The organism is Streptomyces sp. NPDC111606 (assembly GCF_055656945.1).
The window spans coordinates 117,507-139,888 of record NZ_JBVKBY010000006.1; the positions used below are offsets into that span (position 1 = coordinate 117,507).

Annotated in this window: 22 protein-coding genes; 16 read left to right on the forward strand and 6 right to left on the reverse strand. The window is 70.7% G+C overall.

Annotation, left to right across the window (positions count from 1 at the left end; all coding sequences use genetic code 11):
- Positions 1–43 precede the first annotated feature (43 nt).
- The 3 genes from ACZ7M7_RS22075 to ACZ7M7_RS22085 are packed head-to-tail and all read left to right on the forward strand — an operon-like array spanning position 44 to position 2,523.
- Positions 44–631 carry a DUF5998 family protein gene (locus ACZ7M7_RS22075; RefSeq protein ID WP_383631317.1) on the forward strand — a complete coding sequence of 196 codons (588 nt, stop codon included), beginning with the start codon at positions 44–46 and terminating at the stop codon, positions 629–631.
- A gap of 1 nt (position 632) precedes the next feature.
- Positions 633–1,826 carry an alkaline phosphatase family protein gene (locus tag ACZ7M7_RS22080; RefSeq protein WP_383631320.1) on the forward strand — a complete coding sequence of 398 codons (1,194 nt, stop codon included), beginning with the start codon at positions 633–635 and terminating at the stop codon, positions 1,824–1,826.
- Positions 1,827–1,881: 55 nt separating this feature from the next.
- Positions 1,882–2,523: a thymidine kinase gene (locus ACZ7M7_RS22085; RefSeq protein WP_383604691.1), complete on the forward strand. Its 642-nt coding sequence runs from the start codon at positions 1,882–1,884 to the stop codon at positions 2,521–2,523.
- Positions 2,524–2,566: 43 nt separating this feature from the next.
- Here the strand turns inward: ACZ7M7_RS22085 and ACZ7M7_RS22090 are convergent, their stop codons facing one another.
- Complete coding sequence (locus ACZ7M7_RS22090; RefSeq protein WP_383604688.1) at positions 2,567–3,370, reverse strand: VOC family protein; 804 nt, start codon at positions 3,368–3,370, stop codon at positions 2,567–2,569.
- 295 nt (positions 3,371–3,665) lie between these two features.
- Between ACZ7M7_RS22090 and ACZ7M7_RS22095 the strand changes: the two genes are divergently transcribed.
- On the forward strand, positions 3,666–4,517 hold the full coding sequence (locus ACZ7M7_RS22095; RefSeq protein WP_472119455.1) for a sulfurtransferase: 852 nt from the start codon (positions 3,666–3,668) through the stop codon (positions 4,515–4,517).
- A 150-nt stretch (positions 4,518–4,667) separates the two neighbouring features.
- Here the strand turns inward: ACZ7M7_RS22095 and sepH are convergent, their stop codons facing one another.
- The 3 genes from sepH to ACZ7M7_RS22110 form a co-directional block, all read right to left on the reverse strand.
- A complete protein-coding gene (gene sepH, locus ACZ7M7_RS22100) occupies positions 4,668–5,708 on the reverse strand; it encodes a septation protein SepH (protein ID WP_383604682.1) in 1,041 nt (346 codons plus the stop codon).
- Between the two features lie 463 nt (positions 5,709–6,171).
- Positions 6,172–7,491 carry a D-arabinono-1,4-lactone oxidase gene (locus tag ACZ7M7_RS22105; protein ID WP_472119458.1) on the reverse strand — a complete coding sequence of 440 codons (1,320 nt, stop codon included), beginning with the start codon at positions 7,489–7,491 and terminating at the stop codon, positions 6,172–6,174.
- Positions 7,451–8,689 carry an MFS transporter gene (locus tag ACZ7M7_RS22110; RefSeq protein ID WP_383604676.1) on the reverse strand — a complete coding sequence of 413 codons (1,239 nt, stop codon included), beginning with the start codon at positions 8,687–8,689 and terminating at the stop codon, positions 7,451–7,453. The genes ACZ7M7_RS22105 and ACZ7M7_RS22110 overlap by 41 nt, the downstream gene beginning before the upstream one ends.
- A gap of 223 nt (positions 8,690–8,912) precedes the next feature.
- Here ACZ7M7_RS22110 and ACZ7M7_RS22115 point away from each other — a divergent pair, with 223 nt between their 5' ends.
- Together ACZ7M7_RS22115 and ACZ7M7_RS22120 are read left to right on the forward strand one after the other, a co-directional pair.
- Entirely contained in the window at positions 8,913–10,040 is a 1,128-nt protein-coding gene (locus ACZ7M7_RS22115; protein ID WP_472119461.1) for a ferrochelatase, read from the forward strand.
- Between the two features lie 8 nt (positions 10,041–10,048).
- Entirely contained in the window at positions 10,049–10,864 is an 816-nt protein-coding gene (locus tag ACZ7M7_RS22120) for an inositol monophosphatase family protein (RefSeq protein ID WP_472119464.1), read from the forward strand.
- Between the two features lie 73 nt (positions 10,865–10,937).
- On the opposite strand, the gene ACZ7M7_RS22125 is transcribed toward ACZ7M7_RS22120, so the two are convergent.
- A complete protein-coding gene (locus tag ACZ7M7_RS22125; protein ID WP_328878653.1) occupies positions 10,938–11,111 on the reverse strand; it encodes a hypothetical protein in 174 nt (57 codons plus the stop codon).
- Positions 11,112–11,532: 421 nt separating this feature from the next.
- Between ACZ7M7_RS22125 and ACZ7M7_RS22130 the strand changes: the two genes are divergently transcribed.
- The 4 genes from ACZ7M7_RS22130 (at position 11,533) to ACZ7M7_RS22145 (ending at position 15,073) form a co-directional block, all read left to right on the forward strand.
- Positions 11,533–12,186, forward strand: coding sequence for a response regulator transcription factor (locus tag ACZ7M7_RS22130; protein ID WP_007385219.1), 654 nt, complete (start codon positions 11,533–11,535; stop codon positions 12,184–12,186).
- A gap of 6 nt (positions 12,187–12,192) precedes the next feature.
- Entirely contained in the window at positions 12,193–13,434 is a 1,242-nt protein-coding gene (locus ACZ7M7_RS22135; protein ID WP_383604666.1) for a sensor histidine kinase, read from the forward strand.
- Between the two features lie 405 nt (positions 13,435–13,839).
- Positions 13,840–14,136 (forward strand): DUF4193 domain-containing protein, encoded by a 297-nt coding sequence (locus ACZ7M7_RS22140; protein ID WP_005481602.1) that lies wholly within the window; start codon positions 13,840–13,842, stop codon positions 14,134–14,136.
- A 13-nt stretch (positions 14,137–14,149) separates the two neighbouring features.
- Positions 14,150–15,073: a hypothetical protein gene (locus tag ACZ7M7_RS22145; RefSeq protein ID WP_472119468.1), complete on the forward strand. Its 924-nt coding sequence runs from the start codon at positions 14,150–14,152 to the stop codon at positions 15,071–15,073.
- Between the two features lie 110 nt (positions 15,074–15,183).
- On the opposite strand, the gene ACZ7M7_RS22150 is transcribed toward ACZ7M7_RS22145, so the two are convergent.
- Entirely contained in the window at positions 15,184–15,645 is a 462-nt protein-coding gene (locus tag ACZ7M7_RS22150) for a DUF3093 domain-containing protein (protein WP_472119471.1), read from the reverse strand.
- 58 nt (positions 15,646–15,703) lie between these two features.
- On the opposite strand from ACZ7M7_RS22150, the gene ACZ7M7_RS22155 reads away from it, so the two are divergent.
- The 6 genes from ACZ7M7_RS22155 to ACZ7M7_RS22180 all read left to right on the forward strand — a co-directional run bounded on the left by ACZ7M7_RS22155 (position 15,704) and on the right by ACZ7M7_RS22180 (position 22,351).
- Positions 15,704–16,288, forward strand: coding sequence for a PaaI family thioesterase (locus ACZ7M7_RS22155; protein ID WP_383604657.1), 585 nt, complete (start codon positions 15,704–15,706; stop codon positions 16,286–16,288).
- On the forward strand, positions 16,285–16,836 hold the full coding sequence (gene dut / locus ACZ7M7_RS22160) for a dUTP diphosphatase (protein WP_383604654.1): 552 nt from the start codon (positions 16,285–16,287) through the stop codon (positions 16,834–16,836). Before ACZ7M7_RS22155 ends, dut begins: the two co-directional genes overlap by 4 nt.
- A gap of 1 nt (position 16,837) precedes the next feature.
- Positions 16,838–17,596 carry a DUF3710 domain-containing protein gene (locus ACZ7M7_RS22165; RefSeq protein ID WP_383604651.1) on the forward strand — a complete coding sequence of 253 codons (759 nt, stop codon included), beginning with the start codon at positions 16,838–16,840 and terminating at the stop codon, positions 17,594–17,596.
- Between the two features lie 159 nt (positions 17,597–17,755).
- Positions 17,756–18,922 carry an alginate lyase family protein gene (locus ACZ7M7_RS22170; protein ID WP_472119475.1) on the forward strand — a complete coding sequence of 389 codons (1,167 nt, stop codon included), beginning with the start codon at positions 17,756–17,758 and terminating at the stop codon, positions 18,920–18,922.
- Positions 18,923–19,061: 139 nt separating this feature from the next.
- Complete coding sequence (locus ACZ7M7_RS22175; protein WP_472119478.1) at positions 19,062–21,638, forward strand: DUF4118 domain-containing protein; 2,577 nt, start codon at positions 19,062–19,064, stop codon at positions 21,636–21,638.
- Entirely contained in the window at positions 21,632–22,351 is a 720-nt protein-coding gene (locus tag ACZ7M7_RS22180) for a response regulator (RefSeq protein WP_472119481.1), read from the forward strand. The genes ACZ7M7_RS22175 and ACZ7M7_RS22180 overlap by 7 nt, the downstream gene beginning before the upstream one ends.
- Positions 22,352–22,382 lie beyond the last annotated feature (31 nt).

Genomic DNA, 22,382 nt, shown 5'->3' on the forward strand with positions numbered 1-22,382 from the left:
CAGCGGTGCCTCGCAGTCAGTGCGCCCCCGTAGGATGGGCGTCATGGCCAAGACCAGTACGACGACCCAGGGGCTGCGTGCGGCGATCGAGCGCAGCGGCTACTACCCGGCCCTCGTGGCCGAGGCGGTGGAGGCCGCTGTGGGCGGCGAGCCCATCCGGTCGTACCTGGTCCACCAGGAGACGACGTTCGATCAGAACGAGGTGCGGCGGCACGTGACCGTGCTCGTCCTCACCCACAACCGCTTCATCGTCAGCCACACCGACGAGCAGGCCGCCGACAGCACCTCCCCGACGCCCTACGCCACGACGTCCACCGAGTCCGTGAAGCTCGGCCGGATCTCCTCGGTCGTCGTCAGCCGCGTCGTCGCCAACCCGGAGTCGTACACGCCGGGCACGCTGCCCCGCGAGATCGTGCTCACCATCGGGTGGGGCGCGGTCTCCCGGCTCGACCTGGAGCCCGCCGCCTGCGGCGACCCCAACTGCGAGGCCGACCACGGCTACACGGGCAGCTCCACGGCGGACGACCTCAGCCTGCGCGTCAGCGAGGCGGGCGACGGACCGGAGACCGTGCGCCAGGCGCTGACCTTCGCACAGTCGCTCTCCGAGGCGACCGCGGACATCGCCCGCTGAGATGATCCAGCCCACCGCCTGGGACTCCCACCCGGAACCCCTCGCCGTCGACTCCGCGCCCGCCCCCGAGTACGGCAGCGGCTCGCTCGCCGATCTGCTGCCCACGCTGGCCGCCGGCATGGCCGTACCGGAGATGACCGCCGCGATCCCCGAGCTGACCGCCGCCGACCGCGCCTGCGTGTTCCTGATCGACGGCCTCGGCTGGGAGCAGCTCAAGGCGCACCCCGCGGAAGCGCCGTTCATGACGTCGCTCCTGAGCAGCTCGCGCGGCGGCACCGGACGCCCGATCACCGCCGGCTACCCCGCGACCACCGCGACCTCCCTCGCCTCCGTCGGCACCGGCCTTCCGCCGGGCGCGCACGGCCTGCCCGGGTACACCGTGCGCAACCCGGCGACCGGCGAGCTGATGAACCAGCTGCGCTGGCAGCCGTGGACGTCGCCGCGCGTCTGGCAGCCGTACCCCACGGTCTTCCAGCTGGCACAGCAGGCCGGCGTGCACGCGGCGCAGGTGTCGTCGCCGACCTTCCAGAACACCCCGCTGACCAAGGTCGCGCTCAGTGGCGGAACGTTCCTGGGGCGGCTGCCCGGCGAGGACCGTATGGACCTCGCGGCCGAGCAACTGGCCGCGGGCGACCGCTCCCTGGTCTACACGTACTACGCCGAACTCGACGGCGCCGGCCACCGCTACGGCGTCGACTCGGACACCTGGCGCGGCCAGCTCATGTACGTCGACCGGCTCGTCCAGCGCCTCGCCGAGCAGCTGCCCCCGCGCACCGCGCTCTACGTCACCGCCGACCACGGCATGATCGATGTGCCCTTCGACGAGCAGCACCGCATCGACTTCGACGAGGACTGGGAGCTGCGCGCCGGCGTCGCCCTGCTCGGCGGCGAGGGCCGCGCGCGGCACGTGTACGCGGTGCCCGGCGCCGCGAACGACGTCCTGACGTGCTGGCGCGAGGTGCTCGGCGAGCAGTTCTGGGTGGCTTCCCGGGACGAGGCGATCGCGGCGGGCTGGTTCGGCCCACGGATCGACGAGCGGGTGTACGGACGGATCGGCGACGTGATCGCGGCCGCGCGGGACGACGTCCTGATCATCGCCTCCGAGCGGGAGCCGAAGGAGTCGGCGATGGTCGGCAACCACGGTTCGATGACCCCCGCCGAGCAGTTGATCCCCCTGCTCGAAGTACGCTCCTGAAATTCCCGTAGCCCGCCGTGGCCGACGCTCTCCGCCGAAAGGTGCTCAACTCAACATGCCCGAGCTGGTGTTCTTCTCCGGAACGATGGACTGCGGGAAGTCGACGCTGGCTCTCCAGATCGAGCACAACCGTTCGGCGCGTGGGCTCGCGGGCATGATCTTCACGCGTGACGACCGCGCGGGCGAGGGCAAGCTGTCCTCGCGGCTCGGCCTGGTCACGGACGCGGTGGAGGTCGAGGACGGCGTCGACCTGTACGCGTACGTCGTCGACCACCTCTCCAGGGGCGGCCGCGCGGACTACGTCATCGCCGACGAGGCCCAGTTCCTCGCGCCCGACCAGATCGACCAACTCGCCCGCGTGGTCGACGACCTGGGCCTGGACGTCTACGCCTTCGGCATCACGACCGACTTCCGCAGCAAGCTGTTCCCCGGCTCGCAGCGCCTGGTGGAACTGGCCGACCGGGTCGAGGTGCTGCAGGTGGAGGCCCTGTGCTGGTGCGGCGCCCGCGCCACGCACAACGCCCGCACGATAGGCGGCGAGATGGTCGTCGAGGGCGCCCAGGTGGTCGTCGGCGACGTCAACCAGTCGGACGCCGTCGGCTACGAGGTCCTGTGCCGCCGCCACCACCGACGCCGTATGACGTCGGCGAGCGCACGGGCGGCGGCGCTGTCCCCGGACGTCCTGCCGGTGCAGTAGGTCCGAGCCGAGATCCCGTTCGGCGGCCTTGCTCCCGAACCCGTCAGCGCGGGTCCTGGATCAGGGCGAACCGGGCGCCCTCGGGGTCCGCCACCGTAGCGACCCGGCCGTGGGCGCTGTCGTGGGCCGGCCTGAGGGTATGGCCGCCGAGCTCGACGACCCGGGCCAGCGTCTCGTCCGTGTCGGCGACCTCGAAGTACGTCACCCAGTGCGGGCCCCGGTCGCGCGGCAGGGAGGTGCCGACGCCGTGGATTCCGGCGACCGAGCGGCCGTCGATGAGCAGGGTGACGTAGTCGAAGTCGGCGGAGACCTCCGGCTCCTCCTCGTAGGCGAACACGGTCTCGTAGAACTTGGCCACGTTCACGGACTCGAAGGTCAGCAGCTCGTTCCAGGCCGGGGTGCCGGGCACGCCCGTGATGGCCGTGCCGCGGTGTTCGGCCCCCTGCCAGATGCCGAAGACGGCGCCGGACGGGTCGGAGCAGATCGCCATCCGGCCGGCCTCGGCGGCGTCCAGCGGGCCTACGCCCACCGTGCCGCCGCACAGCCGTACGGTGTGGGCGGTCAGGTCGACGTTGTTCGAGGCGAGGTAGGGCGTCCAGGCGATGGGGAGGTGGCGGTCGGGCGGCAGCTGGCCGATGCCGGCGACCTCACGGCCGTTCAGCAGGGCCCGCACATAGGGGCCGAGTTGCTGGGGGCCGGGCTGGAACTCCCAGCCGAACAACGCTCCGTAGAAGTCCTGGGTCGCGGCCAGTCCGTGCACCATCAGACTCACCCAGCAGGGCGTGCCGGGCGCGTGCCGAGCGTGCGTCTCGCCGTTCGGGCCGGCCGACCCCCGTGCTTCGGTCATCGTCACTCTCTCCTCGGCCCCTCGCGGTGGCCGTGTCGCTTCCGCTCTCCGGACCCCCGTGCCGATGCTCGCACCACCCGTGGCCACGTGCGCTGCGGGCACGCCGCGCATGGCGGCCGGTGCCCGGAGGATGCCCGGTGTGCGATTTACCGCCCGTTTCCGTGCGATTGCCGCAGGATGTCGATCGGCTGTACAGCATGTGCCTGATCCCGTACGCCTCGTGATCGGGCCTGTCCGGCGGGCAGAGTAACCGGACCGCGACGATGGGGCCACCCCGTGCGCAAGGATGGTGGCCATGAACGCCATCATCTCCGCATCAGAACTCGCCGGCGAACTGACGGGCGACGATCGCCCGGTGCTGCTCGACGTCCGCTGGCAGTTGTCCCTGGCCAAGGCGTCCGGCGAGCCGCCGTTCGACGGCCGCGCCGAGTACGGGGCCGGGCACATCCCCGGCGCGGTCTACGTCGATCTGGACCGGGAACTGGCCTCTACGCCCGGCTCGCGCGGGCGTCATCCGCTGCCGGACTTGGCCGAATTCGGTAGGGCGATGCGGCGGGCGGGCGTGACGTCCGGGACGCCGGTGGTCGTGTACGACGGCGGGCAGGGCTGGGCGGCGGCCCGGGCGTGGTGGCTGCTGCGCTGGACGGGTCACCCCGACGTGCGGGTCCTCGACGGCGGGTTGCCCACCTGGGAGGGACCGCTGGAGACGTCCGTGCCGACTCCGGCCGAGGGCGACTTCGAGCCGGTACCGGGGGCGACGGGACTGCTCGACGCCGACGCTGCCGCGGCGCTCGCCCGGTCCGGGGTGCTGCTGGACGCGCGGGCGGGGGAGCGGTACCGCGGCGAGGTCGAGCCGATCGACCCGGTCGGCGGCCACGTTCCGGGCGCCGTGTCCGCCCCCACGAACGAGAACGTGACCGCGGACGGTCGCTTCCGCCCCGCCGAGGAACTCACGGCACGCTTCAAGGCCCTGGGCGCGGCCGGGGGCACCGAGGTCGGTGTCTACTGCGGCTCGGGCGTCTCCGCCGCGCACCAGGTACTGGCGCTGGAGGTCGCCGGTATCCCGGCGGCGCTGTACGTCGGTTCGTGGTCGGAGTGGTCTTCGGACCCGTCCCGTCCGGTGGCCGTGGGGGCGGATCCGCAGTAGGGCGTGACGGGCGGGGAGCGGGGCGAGCAGTCGGCCGGAACCACCCAGCGGCGCGACTTCCCCCCGCCCGAGCCCGCACAGCACGAGGGCCGCGCTGCTGCCGGCGCGGCCCTCGTCCTCGTACGACCGCGCCCGCAGCCGTACGACCGACTACTCCTGCTTCTTCCTCCGCGTCCCGAACACGATCTCGTCCCAGCTCGGTACCGCGGCGCGGCGGCCCGGGCGGACGCCGTCCGCTTCGGCCTGGCGGTCCGTGGCGCCGATGAGGCGGTCGCGGTGGCTGCCGACGGAACGCGGCATCAGGACGTCCGCGTAGGCGGAACCGGCCGAGGCGGCGGGAGCGGGAGGCTCCTCCGCGGCCGGCTCGGTGGGGGGTTCCTCCACCTCGGGCTCCGGCGGGCGCTCCGGCACCACCATGTCGCCGCGGAAGCTGGGCACCGCCTCCAGCAGGCTGGTGAGCGAGTCCCGTTCCTCCGTGGTCTCCTCGACCGGCTCGGAGGCCTGAGCCGGCAGGCTCGGGCGCTCGGTGCGTTCGAGGGCACGGTCCATCGAACGCTCGCGCGGAAGCCGGGCGATACGCGGCACGAACGGGAAGCTGGGCTCCGGCGCGGCGAGGTCGTCGGACTCGCCGATCAGCGAGCGCGCCTCCTCGTCGACGGCCTGGACAAGCCGCCGCGGCGGGTCGTACGTCCAGCTCGCCGAGTGCGGTTCGCCCGCCACCAGGTAGACCAGCAGCACTTCCCAGGTGCCGTCGTCGCGGCGCCACGAGTCCCACTGCACGGTGTCCTTGTCGGCACCGCGCAGCAGCAGTCGCTCCTGGACGGCCTCGCCGAGCTGCGGACCGGCGGCGTTCTCGCCGGGCCGGCGGACGGGAGTCTTGCGGGCCCGTTCGGCCATGAAGGCACGCTCGGCGAGCACGGGGCCCTCGAAGCGCCGTACGCGGTCGACGGGGATGCCCGCGAGCTGGGCGACCTCTTCCGCAGTGGCACCAGCGCGTATACGCGCCTGGATGTCGCGGGGGCGGAGATGGCTTTCGACCTCGATCTCGATCTGGCCGAGACGGGGACGGTCGCCGCGCACGGCGGCGCGCAGGCGTTCGTCGATCGGAAGGGTGTACTCCGTAGAGTCGGCAGCCTTCAGCACCAGCCGTGTGCCGTCATTGGAGACGGCCACGACACGCAGTTCGGGCATGGGGACCTCCCGGGTGGTGCCTGCCGACGTCACGTGCGTCGCTGCTTCCGCTAGTCGAGTGTGGCCTGCCCGGGTGCAGCCTGCCACAACCTTGCCGAGTTGCCCGGCGTGTCGGGCACGGGCCCTGGATCGCCGTTATGGCACGGTTACCTATTCGCAACGCTAAGTGACCAACTCCGTCACCCTGTGCAACTAGCCCCCTCCCGGCGGTCCTTGAAGGCCACGGACGCCCAGGCGGGAGACCGGACCCAGGGCTCGCAACAGTACTCCATTTGGGCCACGTGCGTGGATTGGCGCGCCGCCCAACTTCTGGCAAGAAGTGTGACTCGGCCGTCCGTTGGGCGGTTTGCGGATCTTGAAAGTGGCGTACTTCACGCAAACATCGGAAGCGGAACTATTGCTTTCGTCCGTACGCCGCCCAGCAGCGAGGTCGGTTGGCCGCGCGGGGCGGGCCGGTCGGGCGCTAGGCCCCCAACACCCGCCGCAGGTAGTCGTTCTGGAACCGGCGGTCGGGGTCCAGTCGGTCGCGCAGGGCCGTGAACTCGCCGAAGCGCGGGTATACCCGAGCGAAGTACTCGGCGTCCCGCGTGTGCACCTTGCCCCAGTGCGGGCGCCCCTCGTGCGCGGTGAAGATCTGCTCCGCGGCGGTGAAGTACCGCTGGTACGGCGCGCCCTTGACCATGTGGACGGCGATGTACGCACTGTCACGGCCCGAGGCGGTGGACAGGGTGATGTCGTCGGCCGGCGCGGTGCGCACCTCGACCGGGAAGCTGACCCTGAGGCCGGAGCGCTCGACCATGGCCTTCAGTTCGCGCAGCGTCTCGACGACGGCCTCGCGCGGGACGGCGTACTCCATCTCCACGAAACGCACCCGGCGCGGCGATGTGAAGACCTTGTAGGGGATGTCGGTGTAGGTCCGCGCGGACAGCGCCTTGCTGGAGACCCGGGCGATCGTGGGGATGGCGGCGGGCGCCGCGCGGCCGACCCACTGGGCCACCTGGAAGACGCCGTTGGAGAGGATCTCGTCCTCGAGCAGGCCCCGGAGCTGGGGTACCGGCTTCTCCGGGCCCGCACTGCGGTTGTTGCGCTTGGTGTTGGTGCTGCCGGTGTGCGGGAACCAGTAGAACTCGAAGTGCTCGTTCTCGGCCCACAGTTCGTCGAAGTCCGACAGGACCTTGTCGAGCGGCATCGGCTCCTCGCGCGCGGAGAGCAGGAAGATGGGCTCGACGGCGAAGGTGATCGCGGTGACCACGCCCAGGGCGCCGAGGCCGATCCGGGCGGCCGCGAAGACGTCGGGGTTCTCCTTCTCGGAGCACGTGAGTACCGAACCGTCTGCCGTGACCAGTTCCAGGGCCTTGATCTGGGCGGCGATCGAGCTCGACTCGCGGCCCGTGCCGTGGGTGCCGGTGCTGGTGGCGCCGGAGACCGTCTGCTCCATGATGTCGCCCATGTTGGTGAGCGAGAGCCCCTCGCGCGCGAGCGCCGCGTTGAGCCTCCTGAGCGGGGTGCCCGCCTCGACCGTGACCGTCATGGCCTCCCGGTCGATGTCGCGGATGCCGGTCAACAGCTGAGGGCGGATCAGCACGCCGTCGGTGGCGGCAATGGACGTGAAGGAGTGTCCGCTGCCGACCGCCTTCACCTTCAGGCCGTCCTCGCCGGCCCGGCGTATCGCCGCCGCCAACTCCTCGACGGAGGCGGGAGACACCTCCCGCGCGGGGCGGGCGGCAACCGTGCCTCCCCAGTTACGCCACGTGCCGTTCCTGCCGCTCGCTGTGCTGCTCAACGGTGCCTCCCCGACGCGGAGCCGGCTTGCTGAGCCGGCGGTACCCCAGGAAACCGACCACGACCGCGACGGCCCCGGACACCGCCGGAACCCCGTACCCGGCGCCCGCACCGGCGGCGTCGATCACCCAGCCGGCCGCGGAGGAGCCGAGCGCGACCCCGACCGCGAGCCCGGTGCTCACCCAGGTCATGCCCTCGGTCAGTTGCGCGCGTGGTACGTGCTCTTCGATCAGGGACATGGTCGTGATCATCGTGGGAGCGACGGCCATGCCCGAGACAAACAGCGCCACGGCCAGAAACGGCAAGTTTCCGACCAGTAGGAGGGGGATCATACTCACGGCCATCGCGCATATGCCCAGCAGCCAACGACGTTCGGGCGCCCCCTTGAAGCGCAGCAGCCCGAACACGGCGCCCGCCGCGCAGGAGCCGGCCGCGTACAGGGCGAGGACGATGCTGGCGGCGCCCTTGTGACCCTGCTCCTCGGCGAAGGCCACGGTGACCACGTCGACGGCACCGAAGATCGCTCCGGTCGCCACGAAGGTGGCCACCAGGACCTGGAGCCCGAGCGAGCGCAGCGCCGAGCTGTCGTCGTGGTGCTCGCGCGGGTGCGGGGCGGGCTCGGTGGCCCGCTGTGCGGTCAGCCAGAAGACGCCGACCGCCAGGAAGCAGCCCGCGAGCAGCGGCCCGGCCTCCGGGAACCACGCCGTGGACAGGCCGATGGAGATGATCGGCCCGAAGATGAAGCAGACCTCGTCGATCACGGACTCGAAGGAGTACGCGGTGTGCAGCTGAGGCGTCCCGCGGTACAGGGCGGCCCAACGGGCACGGGTCATCGCCCCGATGCTCGGCACACAGCCGATGCCGACGCACGCCACGAACAGCACCCAGTCCGGCCACTCGTAGTGGGCGGCGAACAGCAGCAGGGCCGCCGCCACGAGCGCGATCAGCGTCGCGGGACGCAGCACCCGCCGCTGCCCGTACCGGTCGACCAGCCGCGAGACCTGCGGACCCGCCACCGCTGCGGCGAGCGCGATGGTGGCGGACAGCGCGCCGGCGAGTCCGTACCGCCCGGTCAGCTGGGACACCATGGTCACGACGCCGATGCCCATCATCGACAGCGGCATCCGGCCGAGGAACCCCGCGGCGGAGAAGCCCTTGGAGCCGGGGGCGGCGAACAGGGCGCGGTAGGGGCTCGGCACGGGGGTCTCCGTCAGGCAGGAGCAGCGGGGCTGCGGTGGCTCGGGGTGGTGCAGGCAGGCGTGCGGGCGCCCGGCAGGGCGTGAAGGCGCCCCGTAAGGCGTGTGGATGGCCGATACAGCTTACGAGTTAGGTGACCCTAACGCACCCGCTCGGACGCAAGGGGAACCCGGGTGGTCACCCCGCCGTTTCCAGGCTGTCAGTACCGGATGACAGGATCGATCCATGCCAGACGTGCGCGATGCCACCCCCTACGACGCCCTGCTCCTGCTCTCGTTCGGCGGCCCCGAGGGCCCGGACGACGTGATCCCGTTCCTGGAGAACGTCACCCGCGGGCGGGGCATCCCCACCGAACGCCTCAAGGAAGTCGGCCAGCACTACTTCCAGTTCGGCGGCGTCAGCCCCATCAACGACCAGAACCGCGCATTGCTGGACGCCCTGCGCAAGGACTTCGCCGAGCACGGTCTGGATCTGCCGATTCACTGGGGCAATCGCAACTGGGCGCCGTACCTGACGGACACGCTGCGCGAGATGGTCGCCGACGGGCGCCGCCGCATCCTCGTCCTCGCCACCAGCGCCTACGCGTCCTACTCGGGCTGCCGGCAGTACCGCGAGAACCTCGCGGACTCGCTCGCCGCCCTCGAGGCCGAGGGCCTGGAGCTGCCGAAGATCGACAAGCTGCGGCACTACTTCAACCACCCCGGCTTCCTGGAGCCGATGATCGACGGCGTGCTCGGCTCCCTCGCCGACCTCCCCGAGGACGTCCGGGACGGCGCCCACATCGCGTTCTCCACCCACTCCATCCCGACCGCGGCCGCCGACAGCTCCGGCCCCGTCGAGGACCACGGCGAGGGCGGGGCGTACGTCGAGCAGCACCTGGACGTCGCGCAGCTGATCGTCGACGCCGTACGCGAGCGCACCGGCGTCGACCATCCCTGGCGGCTCGTCTACCAGTCCCGCTCCGGCGCCCCGCACATCCCGTGGCTGGAGCCCGACATCTGCGACCACCTCGAGGAGCGGCACGCGGCCGGTGCCCCGGCCGTCGTGATCGCCCCCATCGGCTTCGTCTCCGACCACATGGAGGTCCTCTACGACCTCGACACGGAGGCCAGGGCCAAGGCCGAGGAGCTCGGCCTGCCGATGCGCCGCTCGGCCACCGTCGGCGACGACCCGCGGTTCGCCGCCGCGATCCGCGACCTCGTCCTGGAGCGCGCCGCCGTGGAGCGCGCGCAGGAGGTCACGCCCTGCGCCCTCGGTGCACTCGGGGCGAGCCACAACCTCTGCCCGGTGGGCTGCTGCCCGTCCCGCGCACCCAGGCCCGCCGCGGCGGGCGCCGACAGCCCCTACGCATGAGGAGCCCCGTGACCGACGCCCTGCACACGGAACTGCTCGGCCTCGCCCAGGAGGCCGCCCGCCGCGCGGGAGAACTGCTGCGCGACGGCCGGCCGGCCGACCTCGCGGTCGCGGCGACCAAGTCGAGCCCGATCGACGTCGTCACCGAGATGGACATCGCGGCCGAGAAGCTGATCACGGGCCTGATCTCCGAGCACCGCCCGGACGACGGCTTCCTCGGCGAGGAGGGCGCCTCCACCGAGGGCACGAGCGGCGTCCGCTGGGTGATCGACCCCCTGGACGGCACCGTCAACTACCTCTACGGCCTGCCGACTTGGTCCGTCTCCATCGCCGCCGAGCAGGACGGAGAGACGGTCGCCGGCGTCGTGGCTGCCCCGATGCGGAGCGAGACCTTCCACGCGGTCCGCGGCGGCGGCGCCTGGGCCACGGGCGCCTGGGACGGTGAGCGCAGGCTCGCCTGCCGTCCCACGGCCCCCCTCGCCCAGTCCCTGGTCTCGACAGGCTTCAACTACGTCACCGAGGTGCGCACCCACCAGGCCGACGTCGCCCAGCGGCTGATCCCCCTCCTGCGCGACATCCGCCGAGGTGGCTCGGCCGCGATCGACCTGTGCGACCTCGCCGCCGGCCGACTGGACGGCTACTACGAGCGGGGCCTCAACGCCTGGGACCTCGCGGCCGGGGACCTCATCGCCCGTGAGGCGGGCGCCCTGACGGGTGGGCGCCCCGGAGAGCGTCCGTCACGCGACCTGGCGGTGGCAGCGACGCCGGGGGTCTTCGAGCCCTTGCAGCACCTCCTGGAGGACCTGGGCGCCTGGCACGACTGACGGCACCGCACCGGCAAAAAGCAGGGCCCCCGGCGCTGGATTCGCCGGGGGCCCTGTGGTGCTCATTAGCCGGTCAGACGCTCGTCGCGCCGACTTCCACGCCATGCTCGGCGGCGAGGCGGCGCAGGTCGTCGAGCTCGCCCTGCTCCACCTCGACGAGGAAGTCGTCGCCCTCGTCGAGAGCCCGCGTCAGGTCGGACTCGGTCGCCCTTATGCGCTGCAGAAGTCCTGCGGTGAATGCGTCCATGCTGCGCCCCCTCGTCCTGGGTCGGGTGGGTCGGTGGCACGGGGGTGTGCCGGTTCGGAAGGGACGATCACGTCTCCGGTGGATGCCCAGCGCTGCCCTTGCCGGGCGGCGACGGTGCCGGACACCCACATCCACTCTGCGGAAAGCGGATCGCCTCGTACCGCATGGTGGTGCGGTACAAGCAGAGCGTGATCGCGGGGTGTAAAGCCGTCCTCCCCCCGCGCTCTTCCGCGGAAACCTCAACCGGAAGAGAAAATCTCGCATTCCCGGGCTTCACACCCGTCCTTCAAGGCCCACTCACCCGTCTTACCGCCGACTTATGGCCGAAAAGGGCAGGATGGAGGCCAAGACACCCGACAAAGACCCCTGCCCGCGCGCGATGAAACGCGCTACGCGGGTGGACACAGGAAGGACAAGCGACGTGCGCGTACTCGTCGTCGAGGACGAGCAACTGCTCGCCGATGCGGTGGCCACCGGACTGCGCCGGGAGGCCATGGCCGTCGACGTCGTGTACGACGGTGCGGCCGCCCTGGAGCGCATCGGCGTCAACGACTACGACGTGGTCGTCCTCGACCGCGACCTCCCCCTCGTGCACGGCGACGACGTCTGCCGCAAGATCGTCGAACTCGGCATGCCCACGCGCGTGCTGATGCTCACGGCGTCGGGCGACGTCAGCGACCGCGTCGAGGGGCTGGAGATCGGCGCCGACGACTATCTGCCCAAGCCCTTCGCGTTCAGCGAGCTGACGGCACGCGTGCGTGCCCTCGGCCGCCGCACGAGCGTGCCGCTGCCGCCCGTCCTGGAGCGCGCCGGCATAAAGCTCGACCCCAACCGCCGCGAGGTCTTCCGCGACGGCAAGGAGGTGCAGCTGGCGCCGAAGGAATTCGCCGTCCTGGAGGTGCTGATGCGCAGCGAGGGCGCTGTCGTCTCGGCCGAGCAGCTGCTGGAGAAGGCCTGGGACGAGAACACCGACCCGTTCACCAACGTGGTCCGGGTGACCGTCATGACGCTGCGCCGCAAACTGGGGGAGCCGCCGGTGATCGTCACCGTCCCCGGTTCCGGCTACCGGATCTGATTCACCATGGCCACGACCCCCGCGCCCCCGCAGGCGCCGCCGAAACCCACCTGGGAACCCAGAAGGCCCGAGCAGGTCTTCCCCTGGCTTCGCCCCACGATCCGTATAAGGCTCACCCTGCTGTACGGCGGCATGTTCCTGATCGCCGGAATCCTGCTGCTGTCGATCATCTACCTGCTGGCGGCCCAGGCCCTCCACGAAGGCAGCGGTCAGTCGTTCCAGGTGACCGGGACGAACATAGACATCACCAGTTCGACCTGTCCCCAGCTGGACTCCGCCAAGACCAACGGCGAGCTCAACGAGATCCTGAAGCAGTGCGACGCCGACCAGCGTCGGCACGCCCTGGACGATCTGCTGAGCCGCTCCCTCCTGGCTCTCCTCGGCCTCGCGATCATCGCCTTCGCCTTCGGCTACGCCATGGCCGGCCGTGTCCTGTCGCCGCTGGGCCGGATCACCCGGACCGCGCGTGCGGTGGCGGGCTCGGACCTGTCCCGCCGTATCGAACTGGACGGCCCGGACGACGAGCTGAAGGAGCTGGCCGACACCTTCGACGAGATGCTGGAGCGATTGCAGCGGGCCTTCACCGCCCAGCAGCGCTTCGTCGGCAACGCCTCGCACGAGCTGCGCACCCCGCTCGCGATCAACCGCACGCTCCTCGAGGTGCACCTGTCGGACCCGAGCGCGCCGGTGGAGCTCCAGCAGCTCGGCAAGACGCTGCTGGCCACCAACGAACGCAGCGAGCAACTGGTCGAGGGCCTGCTGCTGCTCGCCCGCAGCGACAACCAGATCGTCGAGCGCAAACCCGTGGACCTCGCGGAGGTGGCCGAGCAGGCCGTCGACCAGGTGCACGCGGAGGCGCAGGCCAAGGGCGTGACGATCCGCGGCGAGCAGAAGCCCGCGGTCGTCCAGGGCAATGGCGTGCTGCTGGAGCGGATCGCGCTGAACCTGGTGCAGAACGCCGTCCGGTACAACATCCCGGAGGGCGGCTGGGTCGAGGTCACCACCGAGATCCAGCACGGGCAGGCCGTCCTGGTCGTCTCCAACACCGGGCCGGTGGTGCCGGCGTACGAGATCGACAACCTCTTCGAGCCGTTCCGGCGGCTGCGTACGGAGCGCACCGGCAGCGACAAGGGTGTGGGCCTGGGACTGTCCATCGTGCGGTCCGTGGCGCGGGCGCACGGCGGGAACATCTCGGCGCAGCCACGTGAGGGCGGAGGTCTCGTGATGCGAGTCACCCTTCCGGTCTGAGACCATGTGCGCCGACACCCGGCGGGTATTCGGGGATGTTCGCTTTGCGCGGAATTTTCTGGGCACCCGGTCGGCTGTTCCATGTGTGATCGATCACAAGGGCGGTTTTCCGGCCATCTACTCTCCGTGATCATGTGTCCAGTCGGAAAGCCGGGAAAATCCGGGTTTTCGGGGGTCTTGATCACGGGAAGTACACGGTGAGACGCCTTTGAACTGCGGCATTGGGACCGTGTACGGTCCCGTTCGCCATCCAAGCCGATCACTCTTGAGGAGTCCGGTTGGGTGTCGATTGAGTAACAGACCTTGATGTGAGGCAAAATCTCCGCCTCGGGTCGGGCACAAGTCCGGCCTCTCACGCGTTACGTGCGCTGGAGACACCGCAGACACCCAGAGGGGGAGAGCGACATGGCAACGGATTACGACACCCCACGCAAGACCGACGACGACGTCGACTCGGACAGCCTTGAAGAGCTGAAGGCCAGGCGGAACGACAAGTCGACGTCCGCAGTTGACGTCGACGAGTTCGAGGCTGCCGAAGGCCTGGAGCTGCCCGGCGCGGACCTCTCGAATGAGGAGTTGGCCGTCCGGGTGCTGCCCAAGCAGCAGGACGAGTTCACCTGCATGAGCTGCTTCCTGGTGCACCACCGCAGCCAGCTGGCCCGGGAGAAGAACGGCCAGCCGATCTGCCGCGACTGCGACTGAGGTCGGGTCGGGCATGACTGGCTCGACCCCTCCTTGGAAGCGCCGCTTCCCCGCGCGGGGAGCGGACCAGGGGCCGTCCGACGGCTCGTACGGCGCGCGTGAAGGCGAGCGGGGCTCATCCGATAAGGGAGCCTCGCTCGAACCGATGTCCGGGGCTGACCTCCCGGCATCGGTGGAGGTTCCCGCGCCCGTCGCGAAGCGGCGGGTCGCGGTGATCCGGGAAAAGGCCAGGGAAGGGGTCCGTAAGGGCGGCAGCCGCGCCAGGGCAGGCCTGGCGTACCTGGCCGACCGGATCATCGAGAACGCCCCGCGGATCCCCGTACGGGACCTCGCGACCCTGCGTCGGCACTTCCCGGGCCTCGGGCCCGAGCAACTCGCGGACAAACTCGTCGCGGGCGCCGCGAACGCGAGCTCCACGGTCGGTGCGGGAGTGGGTGCGGCGGCGATGCTGCCGGTGCCGCCCGCGATGCCGACGGAACTGGCCGCCGAGATCACCGGTGTGGCCGCCATCGAGCTGAAGATGATCGCCGAGCTGCACGAGGTGTACGGCGTACGCCCGCCCGGCAATCTCAGAGAACGCAGCACCGCGTATCTGTCCTCGTGGTCCGAGGAGCGCGGCATCGACCCGATGAAGCCTGCGACGATCAACGCCGCCCTCGGCGGGCAGATGAAGCGCGAGCTGCGTCAGCAGATCATGAAGCGCATGGTCCGGAACCTGCCGAACCTGATGCCCTTCATGGTGGGCGCCGCCGTCGGCGCGGTCATGAACCGCCGGGACACCAAGAAACTCGCGGCACGCATTCGGGCGGACCTGCGGAAGGTCCAGGTCCCGTGGGACGAGTTGCCGGAACTGCCGGCTCTGGAACGCCCGGCGCACCCGCTCGAGATGGACGACATCATGCGTGAAGCCCGGCACAAGAAACTCGGCGACGGCTGAGAACCGGCGGTCGGGACACCCGAGAGAAGCCGTTCGGATTGCCGCGGCGAAACCTTTACGACCGGCAGAGCAAGCCTTGACCAGGGCCGGTGAAGGGCCGTTCTGGTGTGCTAGGCCGACACCTTCGCCGCCTTGATCGCCTCCGCCAGCCGCTCCGGCTCACGGGTCGACAGGTAGAGGTACGGGGTCGGGTCGCCGGGGTCGGTGACCTCGACCCGCAGGGCCGTGGGGATGTACGCGCGCAGCAGCAGGAATGCCCGGGTGTCGGCCTTGTGGGTGCGCCAGGCGCGGGCCTCCTCGGGGTCCAGCACGTGTGCCTCGCCCAGCGCCCGCACCGGAACCTTCGCCTCACCGGCGATCAGCGCGTCGCCCACCACGCGGATGCGGACCGAGCCGTACGAGCTGGCCATGACGGCCGCCACGGCGGTGCCGCCGGCCAGGCCGGCGAGCATGGGCAGCGTGCCGAAGGGCAGCAGGATCAGGGCCAGGGAGAGCCCGACCAGGCACGAGACCAGCCACCAGGAGCGGGGGGCGGTGAGGCGTTCTTCGTACGGGGCGGCGGAGAGCTGCATGGAGCCAAGCTTGGCACGGTGTCCGGATACAGCCGACGCGCGGGTAAGGTCTGCGGCTGTGAGTGGCAATTCCCCGTCTCTTGAGCCTCCGGCCGACGCCGTGAAACCGGTGCGGCATGCCGAGGCCCCCGCGCCCGGTGAGCTTCTCGGTGCGCACTACGGCGAGTGTTTCGGCTGCGGCGGCGAGCAGCCCCACGGACTGCACCTGGAGGCACGGGCGGGTGACGGCGTCAGCATCACGGCCGAGTTCACCGTGCAGCCCGCCCATCAGGGCGCGCCCGGGCTGGCGCACGGCGGTGTCCTCGCGACCGCCCTCGACGAGAGCCTCGGCTCGCTGAACTGGCTGCTGCGGACGATCGCCGTGACCGGACGGCTGGAGACCGACTTCGTACGGCCGGTTCCGGTGGGCACGGTCCTGTACCTGGAGGCCGAGGTGACGGCCGTGGCGGGCCGCAAGATCTACTCCACCGCCACCGGGCGGATCGGCGGTCCGGACGGGCCGGTCGCCGTACGTGCCGACGCCCTCTTCATCGAGGTGAAGGTCGACCACTTCATCGACAACGGCCGCCCGGAGGAGATCCGGGCCGCCATGAACGACCCGGACCAGGTCCGGCGTGCCCGTGCCTTCGAGGTGAACCCGTGAGCCGTGAACCCCTGAACGTGCTGATCCGCCGGGTCGACCCGGACGTACCGCTTCCGACGTACGCGCTTCCCGGTGACGCGGGAGCCGATCTGCGCACCACCGAGAGCCGCGAACTCAAGCCGGGGGAACGGGCCGTGCTGCCCACCGGGGTGTCTGTCGCCCTCCCGGAGGGGTACGCGGCCTTCGTGCACCCGCGCTCCGGTCTCGCCGCCCGCTGCGGTGTCGCCCTCGTGAATGCCCCGGGGACGGTTGATGCCGGGTACCGTGGGGAGATCAAGGTGATCGTGGTGAATCTCGACCCGCACGAGCCCGTGCGGTTCGAGCGCTTCGACCGGATTGCCCAACTGGTTGTCCAGCAGGTCGAGAGGGTTCGCTTCCAGGAGGTCGCGGAGCTTCCCGATTCGGCACGGGCCGAGGGGGGCTTCGGGTCCACCGGCGGGCATGCCGCGGTGGGCGAAACAAGCGATACAAGCGGTCAGGCCGCCGATGGCGGCACTACGGGTGGGAATCGATACGCTTCGGTCGTATCCGACCGGGAAGGACAGTGACGTGTTCGGACGTCGCAACAAGAAGGGTGCCGCCGAGGACGCGGCGGGCGAGCCCGAGCAGGTCGTCGACATCGACACTGAGGCGGACGACGACGGTACGCGCGAGCGCGTACGGCTGGAGCCGGAACCGCGGCCTGACGGGCCCTGGGACAGCTCCGAGATCCGCGAGCCCGGCGAGGGCCGGGTGGACCTGGGCGGCCTGTTGGTGCCGGGCGTCGACGGCATGGAACTGCGCGTGGAGGTCGCGGGTGACGCGATCGTCGCGGCCACCGTCGTGCTGCGCGACAGCGCCATTCAGCTGCAGGCCTTCGCCGCGCCCAAGCGCGAGGGCATCTGGGGCGAGGTGCGCGAGGAGATCGGCTCGGGCATCACTCAGCAGGGTGGCATCATCGACGAGGTCGAAGGGCCGCTCGGCTGGGAGCTGCGGGCCCAGGTACCGGTTCAGCTGCCGGACGGCACGGGCGGTTTCCAGGTCGTGCGGTTCGTCGGCGTGGACGGACCCCGCTGGTTCCTGCGCGGTGTGATCTCGGGTCAGGGTGCCGTGCAGCCGCAGGCGGCCGGTCTGCTCGAGCAGATCTTCCGGGACACGGTCGTGGTCCGCGGCGAAGGCCCGATGGCCCCCCGTGACCCGATCGTCCTGCAGCTTCCGACCGACGCCCAGATGGTCCCCGAGGGCGTCCAGCAGGAGGAGGCCGGTTCGCGCTTCTCCGGCGGTATGGGTCAGCTCCAGCGCGGGCCGGAGATCACCGAGGTTCGCTGAATCTCGTAGCGACATCAGGGCCGTACCCCTCAGGGGTGCGGCCCTTTCTCGTGCGTGAACTCTTGACGGTGCATTGGTCTGTACCTACCGTCTCGGCCCAACGCGCCCGTTCATAAAGGCGCTTCACGTTCACATACGAGAACGGAAGGCCCCCCACGCATGCGCAGAACCGCACTCCTCACGGCCGCGGCCGCCCTCGTCGCCGGTGTTCTCGCCTGGCCCGCCGGCGCCGCTCCCACCACCTTCGTCCACCCCGGAGTCACCGTCTCCAAGAGCCAGTTGGACTTCACCCGCTCCAAGGTCAACGCCGGCGCCCAGCCCTGGAAGGGCGCCTTCGACCGGATGATGGCGAGCAAGTACGCCGATCTGAACCGCACGCCCAAGCCCCGCGCGGTCGTCGAATGCGGTTCGTACTCGAACCCCAACTACGGCTGCACGGACGAGCGCGAGGACGCGATAGCCGCCTACACCCAGGCTCTGGCCTGGTACATCACCCGCGACGAGCGGCACGCGAAGAAGGCCATCGAGCTGATGGACGCCTGGTCGGCCACCGTCAGGGACCACACCAACAGCAACGCGCCCCTGCAGACGGGCTGGGCCGGCTCGTCCTGGCCCAAGGCCGCCGAGATCATCAAGCACACGTACACCGGGAACTGGGCGAACTCCGGCCGGTTCGCCACCATGCTCCGCACCGTCTACCTGCCCGAGATCATCAACGGCTCGAACTCCAACGGCAACTGGGAGCTGTCGATGATGGAGGCCGCCGTCGGCATCTCCGTCTTCCTCGAGGACAAGGCGTCGTACGACAAGGCCATGGGGAAGTTCCGCACCCGTACCGCCGCCTATGTGTACCTGTCCTCGGACGGCGATCTGCCGAAGACCGTGCCGAGCCAGAACCTCAACACACGCGAGAAGATCGTCAACTACTGGCAGGGGCAGTCCACCTTCGTCACCGGCCTCACCCAGGAGACCTGCCGCGACTTCACGCACACCGGCTACGGCATCTCCGCGATCTCGCATGTCGCGGAGACCAGCCGGATCCAGGGGCAGGACCTGTACGGCACCGACGTCGGTGAGCGGCTGCGGCACGCGCTCGGGTTCCAGGCCAAGTACGAGCTCGGTGAGGGCGTGCCCAGCTGGCTGTGCCGCGGCTCGCTGAAGCTCGGGCTCGGCCCGGTCACCGAGGTCGGGCACAACGCCCTGGCCAACCGGCTCGGCCATGCCATGACCAACACCGAGACCCTGAACACACGCAATCGCCCGTCCGGCAGCAACAACCTCTTCGTGGCCTGGGAGACCCTCACGCACGCCGACAACCCCGGCTGAGTTCCCACTACGTACCTGGCGGGAGCGTCAGAGTTGCGTCAAAGACGCTCCCGCCGCCGCACCCGGCCCCATTTGTCGCGAATATTGGCCGTAAGGTCGACGCTGCGTAGGCAGCAGTGGCCGGAACACAATGAGGAACATGGGACGCGGCAAGCTTCGGATCTACCTCGGTGCGGCACCGGGCGTCGGCAAGACGTACGCCATGCTGTCCGAGGCGCACCGGCGGGTGGAGCGGGGCACCGACTGCGTGGTCGCGTTCGTGGAGCACCACGGCCGGCCGCGCACCGAGGTGATGCTGCACGGGCTGGAGCAGATACAGCGCAAGGACCTGACGTACCGGGAGAGCGCCTTCACCGAGATGGACGTCGACGCCGTCCTGGCCCGGCATCCGCAGGTCGCGCTCGTCGACGAACTCGCCCACACCAACATCCCCGGCTCACGCAACGCCAAGCGCTGGCAGGACGTGGAGGAACTCCTCGCGGCCGGCATCGACGTGATATCGACCGTCAACATCCAGCACCTGGAGTCGCTGGGGGACGTCGTCGAGTCGATCACGGGTGTACGGCAGCAGGAGACCGTGCCGGACGAGGTGGTGCGCCGGGCCGACCAGATCGAGCTCGTCGACATGTCGCCCCAGGCGCTGCGGCGGCGGATGGCACACGGGAACGTCTACCAGCCGGACAAGGTCGACGCGGCCCTGTCGAACTACTTCCGCCCCGGGAACCTGACCGCCCTGCGGGAACTGGCGCTGCTGTGGGTGGCCGACCGGGTCGACGAGTATCTGAAGCAGTACCGCAGTGATCACCGGGTGTCGAAGATCTGGGGTTCACGGGAGCGGATCGTCGTGGGCCTGACCGGCGGCCCGGAAGGGCGGACGCTGATCCGCCGGGCCGCCCGGCTGGCGGAGAAGGGCGCCGGCGGTGAGGTGCTGGCCGTCTACATCGCCCGCAGCGACGGCCTGACCTCTGCCTCGCCCAAGGAGCTGGCCGTCCAGCGCACCCTCGTCGAGGACCTTGGAGGAACCTTCCACCATGTCGTCGGGGACGACATCCCGGCGGCCCTGCTGGCCTTCGCGCGCGGTGTGAACGCCACCCAGATCGTCCTCGGCTCCTCGCGCCGCAGGAGCTGGCAGTACGTGTTCGGACCGGGGGTGGGCGTGACGGTGGCCCGGGAGTCGGGCCCCGACCTCGACGTGCACATCGTCACGCACGAGGAGGTCGCCAAGGGGCGCGGACTTCCCGTGGCCCGGGGAGCGCGCCTCGGCCGGGCACGGATCATCTGGGGCTGGTTCACCGGCGTCGTCGGCCCCGTGCTGCTCACGCTGCTGCTGACCCATGTCGACGCCGACCTCGGTCTCGCCAACGACATGCTGCTGTTCCTGACCCTGACGGTGGGCGCCGCCCTGCTCGGCGGGCTCTTCCCGGCACTCGCGTCGGCGGCGGTCGGCTCACTGCTGCTGAACTGGTTCTTCACGCCGCCCGCCCACACGCTGACCATCGCCGACCCGAAGAACCTGCTCGCCCTCGTGATCTTCGTCTTCGTGGCGGTGTCGGTCGCCTCCGTGGTCGACCTCGCCGCCCGCCGCACACACCAGGCGGCACGCCTGCGCGCCGAGTCGGAGATCCTCTCCTTCCTCGCGGGCAACGTGCTGCGCGGCGAGACAGGCCTGGAGGAGCTGCTGGAGCGCGTCCGCGAGACCTTCGGCATGGAGTCCGCGGCCCTGCTGGAGCGCGCCGGTGACGTGGACCCGTGGACGTGCGCGGGCCGGGTGGGCCTGGAACGGGCACCGCAGCGGCCCGAGGACGCGGACGTCGACGTACCGGTCGGCGACCACATGGCGCTCGCGCTGACCGGACGGGTGCTGCCCGCCGAGGACCGCCGGGTGCTCGCCGCCTTCGCCGCGCAGGCCGCGGTCGTCCTGGACCGCCGCAGGCTCCAGGAGGAGGCCGACCAGGCCAAGGAGCTGGCCGAGGGCAACCGGATCCGTACGGCGCTGCTCGCGGCCGTCAGCCATGACCTCCGTACGCCGCTCGCCGGCATCAAGGCGGCGGTCTCGTCGCTGCGGTCCGACGACGTGGCGTGGTCCCAGGAGGACGAGGCCGAGCTGCTGGAGGGCATCGAGGAGGGCGCCGACCGGCTCGACCACCTCGTGGGGAACCTCCTCGACATGTCCCGGCTGCAGACCGGCACGGTGACGCCGCTCATCCGCGAGATCGACCTCGACGAGGTGGTGCCGATGGCGCTCGGCGGGGTGCCGGAGGACAGCGTGGAGCTGGACATCCCGGAGACGCTGCCCATGGTCGCCGTGGACCCCGGGCTGCTGGAACGGTCGGTTGCCAACCTGGTCGAGAACGCCGTCAAGTACAGCCCGGACGGCAGCAAGGTCCTCGTCGCCGCCAGCGCCATCGCCGAACGGGTCGAGGTCCGGGTGGTCGACCGTGGCCCCGGCGTGCCCGACGAGGCGAAGGAACGCATCTTCGCGCCCTTCCAGCGCTACGGCGACGCCCCGCGCGGAGCCGGAGTGGGGCTCGGGCTCGCGGTCGCGCGCGGCTTCGCCGAGGCGATGGGCGGCACGCTCAACGCCGAGGACACGCCGGGCGGCGGCCTCACCATGGTGCTCACGCTGCGGGCGGCGGGATCGCGCGCGGCGCTTCACGAAGAGGGGGGCGTACCACTGGAGCCCCCCGTGGAACCCGAAAGGCAGGCCGCATGCTGAGCCCGACCGGGGGGACCCCCCAGGCCCCCACGAGGGTGCTGGTGATCGAGGACGAGCCGCAGATCGTGCGCGCCCTCGTGATCAACCTCAAGGCCCGCAAGTACGAGGTCGACGCGGCCCACGACGGGGCCACCGCCCTCGAACTCGCGGCCACCCGCCACCCCGACGTGGTCGTCCTCGACCTCGGTCTGCCCGACATGGACGGCGTCGAGGTGATCCGCGGGCTGCGCGGCTGGACCCGGGTGCCGATCCTGGTGCTGTCCGCCCGGCACTCCTCCGACGAGAAGGTCGAGGCGCTGGACGCGGGCGCCGACGACTACGTCACCAAGCCCTTCGGCATGGACGAGCTGCTCGCCCGGCTCCGCGCCGCCGTCCGCCGCGCCGAGCCGGTCGGGCCCGGCGAGGACGACGTGACCACGGTGGAGACCGAGGCGTTCACCGTCGACCTGGCCGCGAAGAAGGTCAACCGGGGCGGGAAGGACGTACGGCTGACCCCCACGGAGTGGCATCTGCTGGAGGTGCTGGTCCGCAACACCGGGCGGCTCGTCAGCCAGAAGCAGCTGCTCCAGGAGGTGTGGGGGCCGTCGTACGGGACGGAGACGAACTACCTGCGGGTGTACATGGCCCAGCTGCGCAGGAAGCTGGAGGGGGATCCGTCGCACCCCAAGCACTTCATCACGGAGCCGGGGATGGGGTACAGGTTCGAGAAGTGAGCCGTGGGGCGGGTCGGCAGCGGCTGGTTCG

Bases quoted from the DNA above. Each gene is read 5' to 3' on its own strand.
- sepH (WP_383604682.1), bottom strand. From the start codon at position 5,708: ATGCCCGAACTGCGTGTCGTGGCCGTCTCCAATGACGGCACACGGCTG.
- ACZ7M7_RS22140 (WP_005481602.1), top strand. From the start codon at position 13,840: ATGGCAACGGATTACGACACCCCACGCAAGACCGACGACGACGTCGAC.
- ACZ7M7_RS22080 (WP_383631320.1), top strand. From the start codon at position 633: ATGATCCAGCCCACCGCCTGGGACTCCCACCCGGAACCCCTCGCCGTC.
- ACZ7M7_RS22175 (WP_472119478.1), top strand. From the start codon at position 19,062: ATGGGACGCGGCAAGCTTCGGATCTACCTCGGTGCGGCACCGGGCGTC.
- ACZ7M7_RS22095 (WP_472119455.1), top strand. From the start codon at position 3,666: ATGAACGCCATCATCTCCGCATCAGAACTCGCCGGCGAACTGACGGGC.
- ACZ7M7_RS22150 (WP_472119471.1), bottom strand. From the start codon at position 15,645: ATGCAGCTCTCCGCCGCCCCGTACGAAGAACGCCTCACCGCCCCCCGC.
- ACZ7M7_RS22085 (WP_383604691.1), top strand. From the start codon at position 1,882: ATGCCCGAGCTGGTGTTCTTCTCCGGAACGATGGACTGCGGGAAGTCG.
- ACZ7M7_RS22115 (WP_472119461.1), top strand. From the start codon at position 8,913: ATGCCAGACGTGCGCGATGCCACCCCCTACGACGCCCTGCTCCTGCTC.
- ACZ7M7_RS22125 (WP_328878653.1), bottom strand. From the start codon at position 11,111: ATGGACGCATTCACCGCAGGACTTCTGCAGCGCATAAGGGCGACCGAG.
- ACZ7M7_RS22170 (WP_472119475.1), top strand. From the start codon at position 17,756: ATGCGCAGAACCGCACTCCTCACGGCCGCGGCCGCCCTCGTCGCCGGT.
- ACZ7M7_RS22075 (WP_383631317.1), top strand. From the start codon at position 44: ATGGCCAAGACCAGTACGACGACCCAGGGGCTGCGTGCGGCGATCGAG.
- ACZ7M7_RS22145 (WP_472119468.1), top strand. From the start codon at position 14,150: ATGACTGGCTCGACCCCTCCTTGGAAGCGCCGCTTCCCCGCGCGGGGA.
- ACZ7M7_RS22180 (WP_472119481.1), top strand. From the start codon at position 21,632: ATGCTGAGCCCGACCGGGGGGACCCCCCAGGCCCCCACGAGGGTGCTG.
- ACZ7M7_RS22090 (WP_383604688.1), bottom strand. From the start codon at position 3,370: ATGACCGAAGCACGGGGGTCGGCCGGCCCGAACGGCGAGACGCACGCT.
- ACZ7M7_RS22135 (WP_383604666.1), top strand. From the start codon at position 12,193: ATGGCCACGACCCCCGCGCCCCCGCAGGCGCCGCCGAAACCCACCTGG.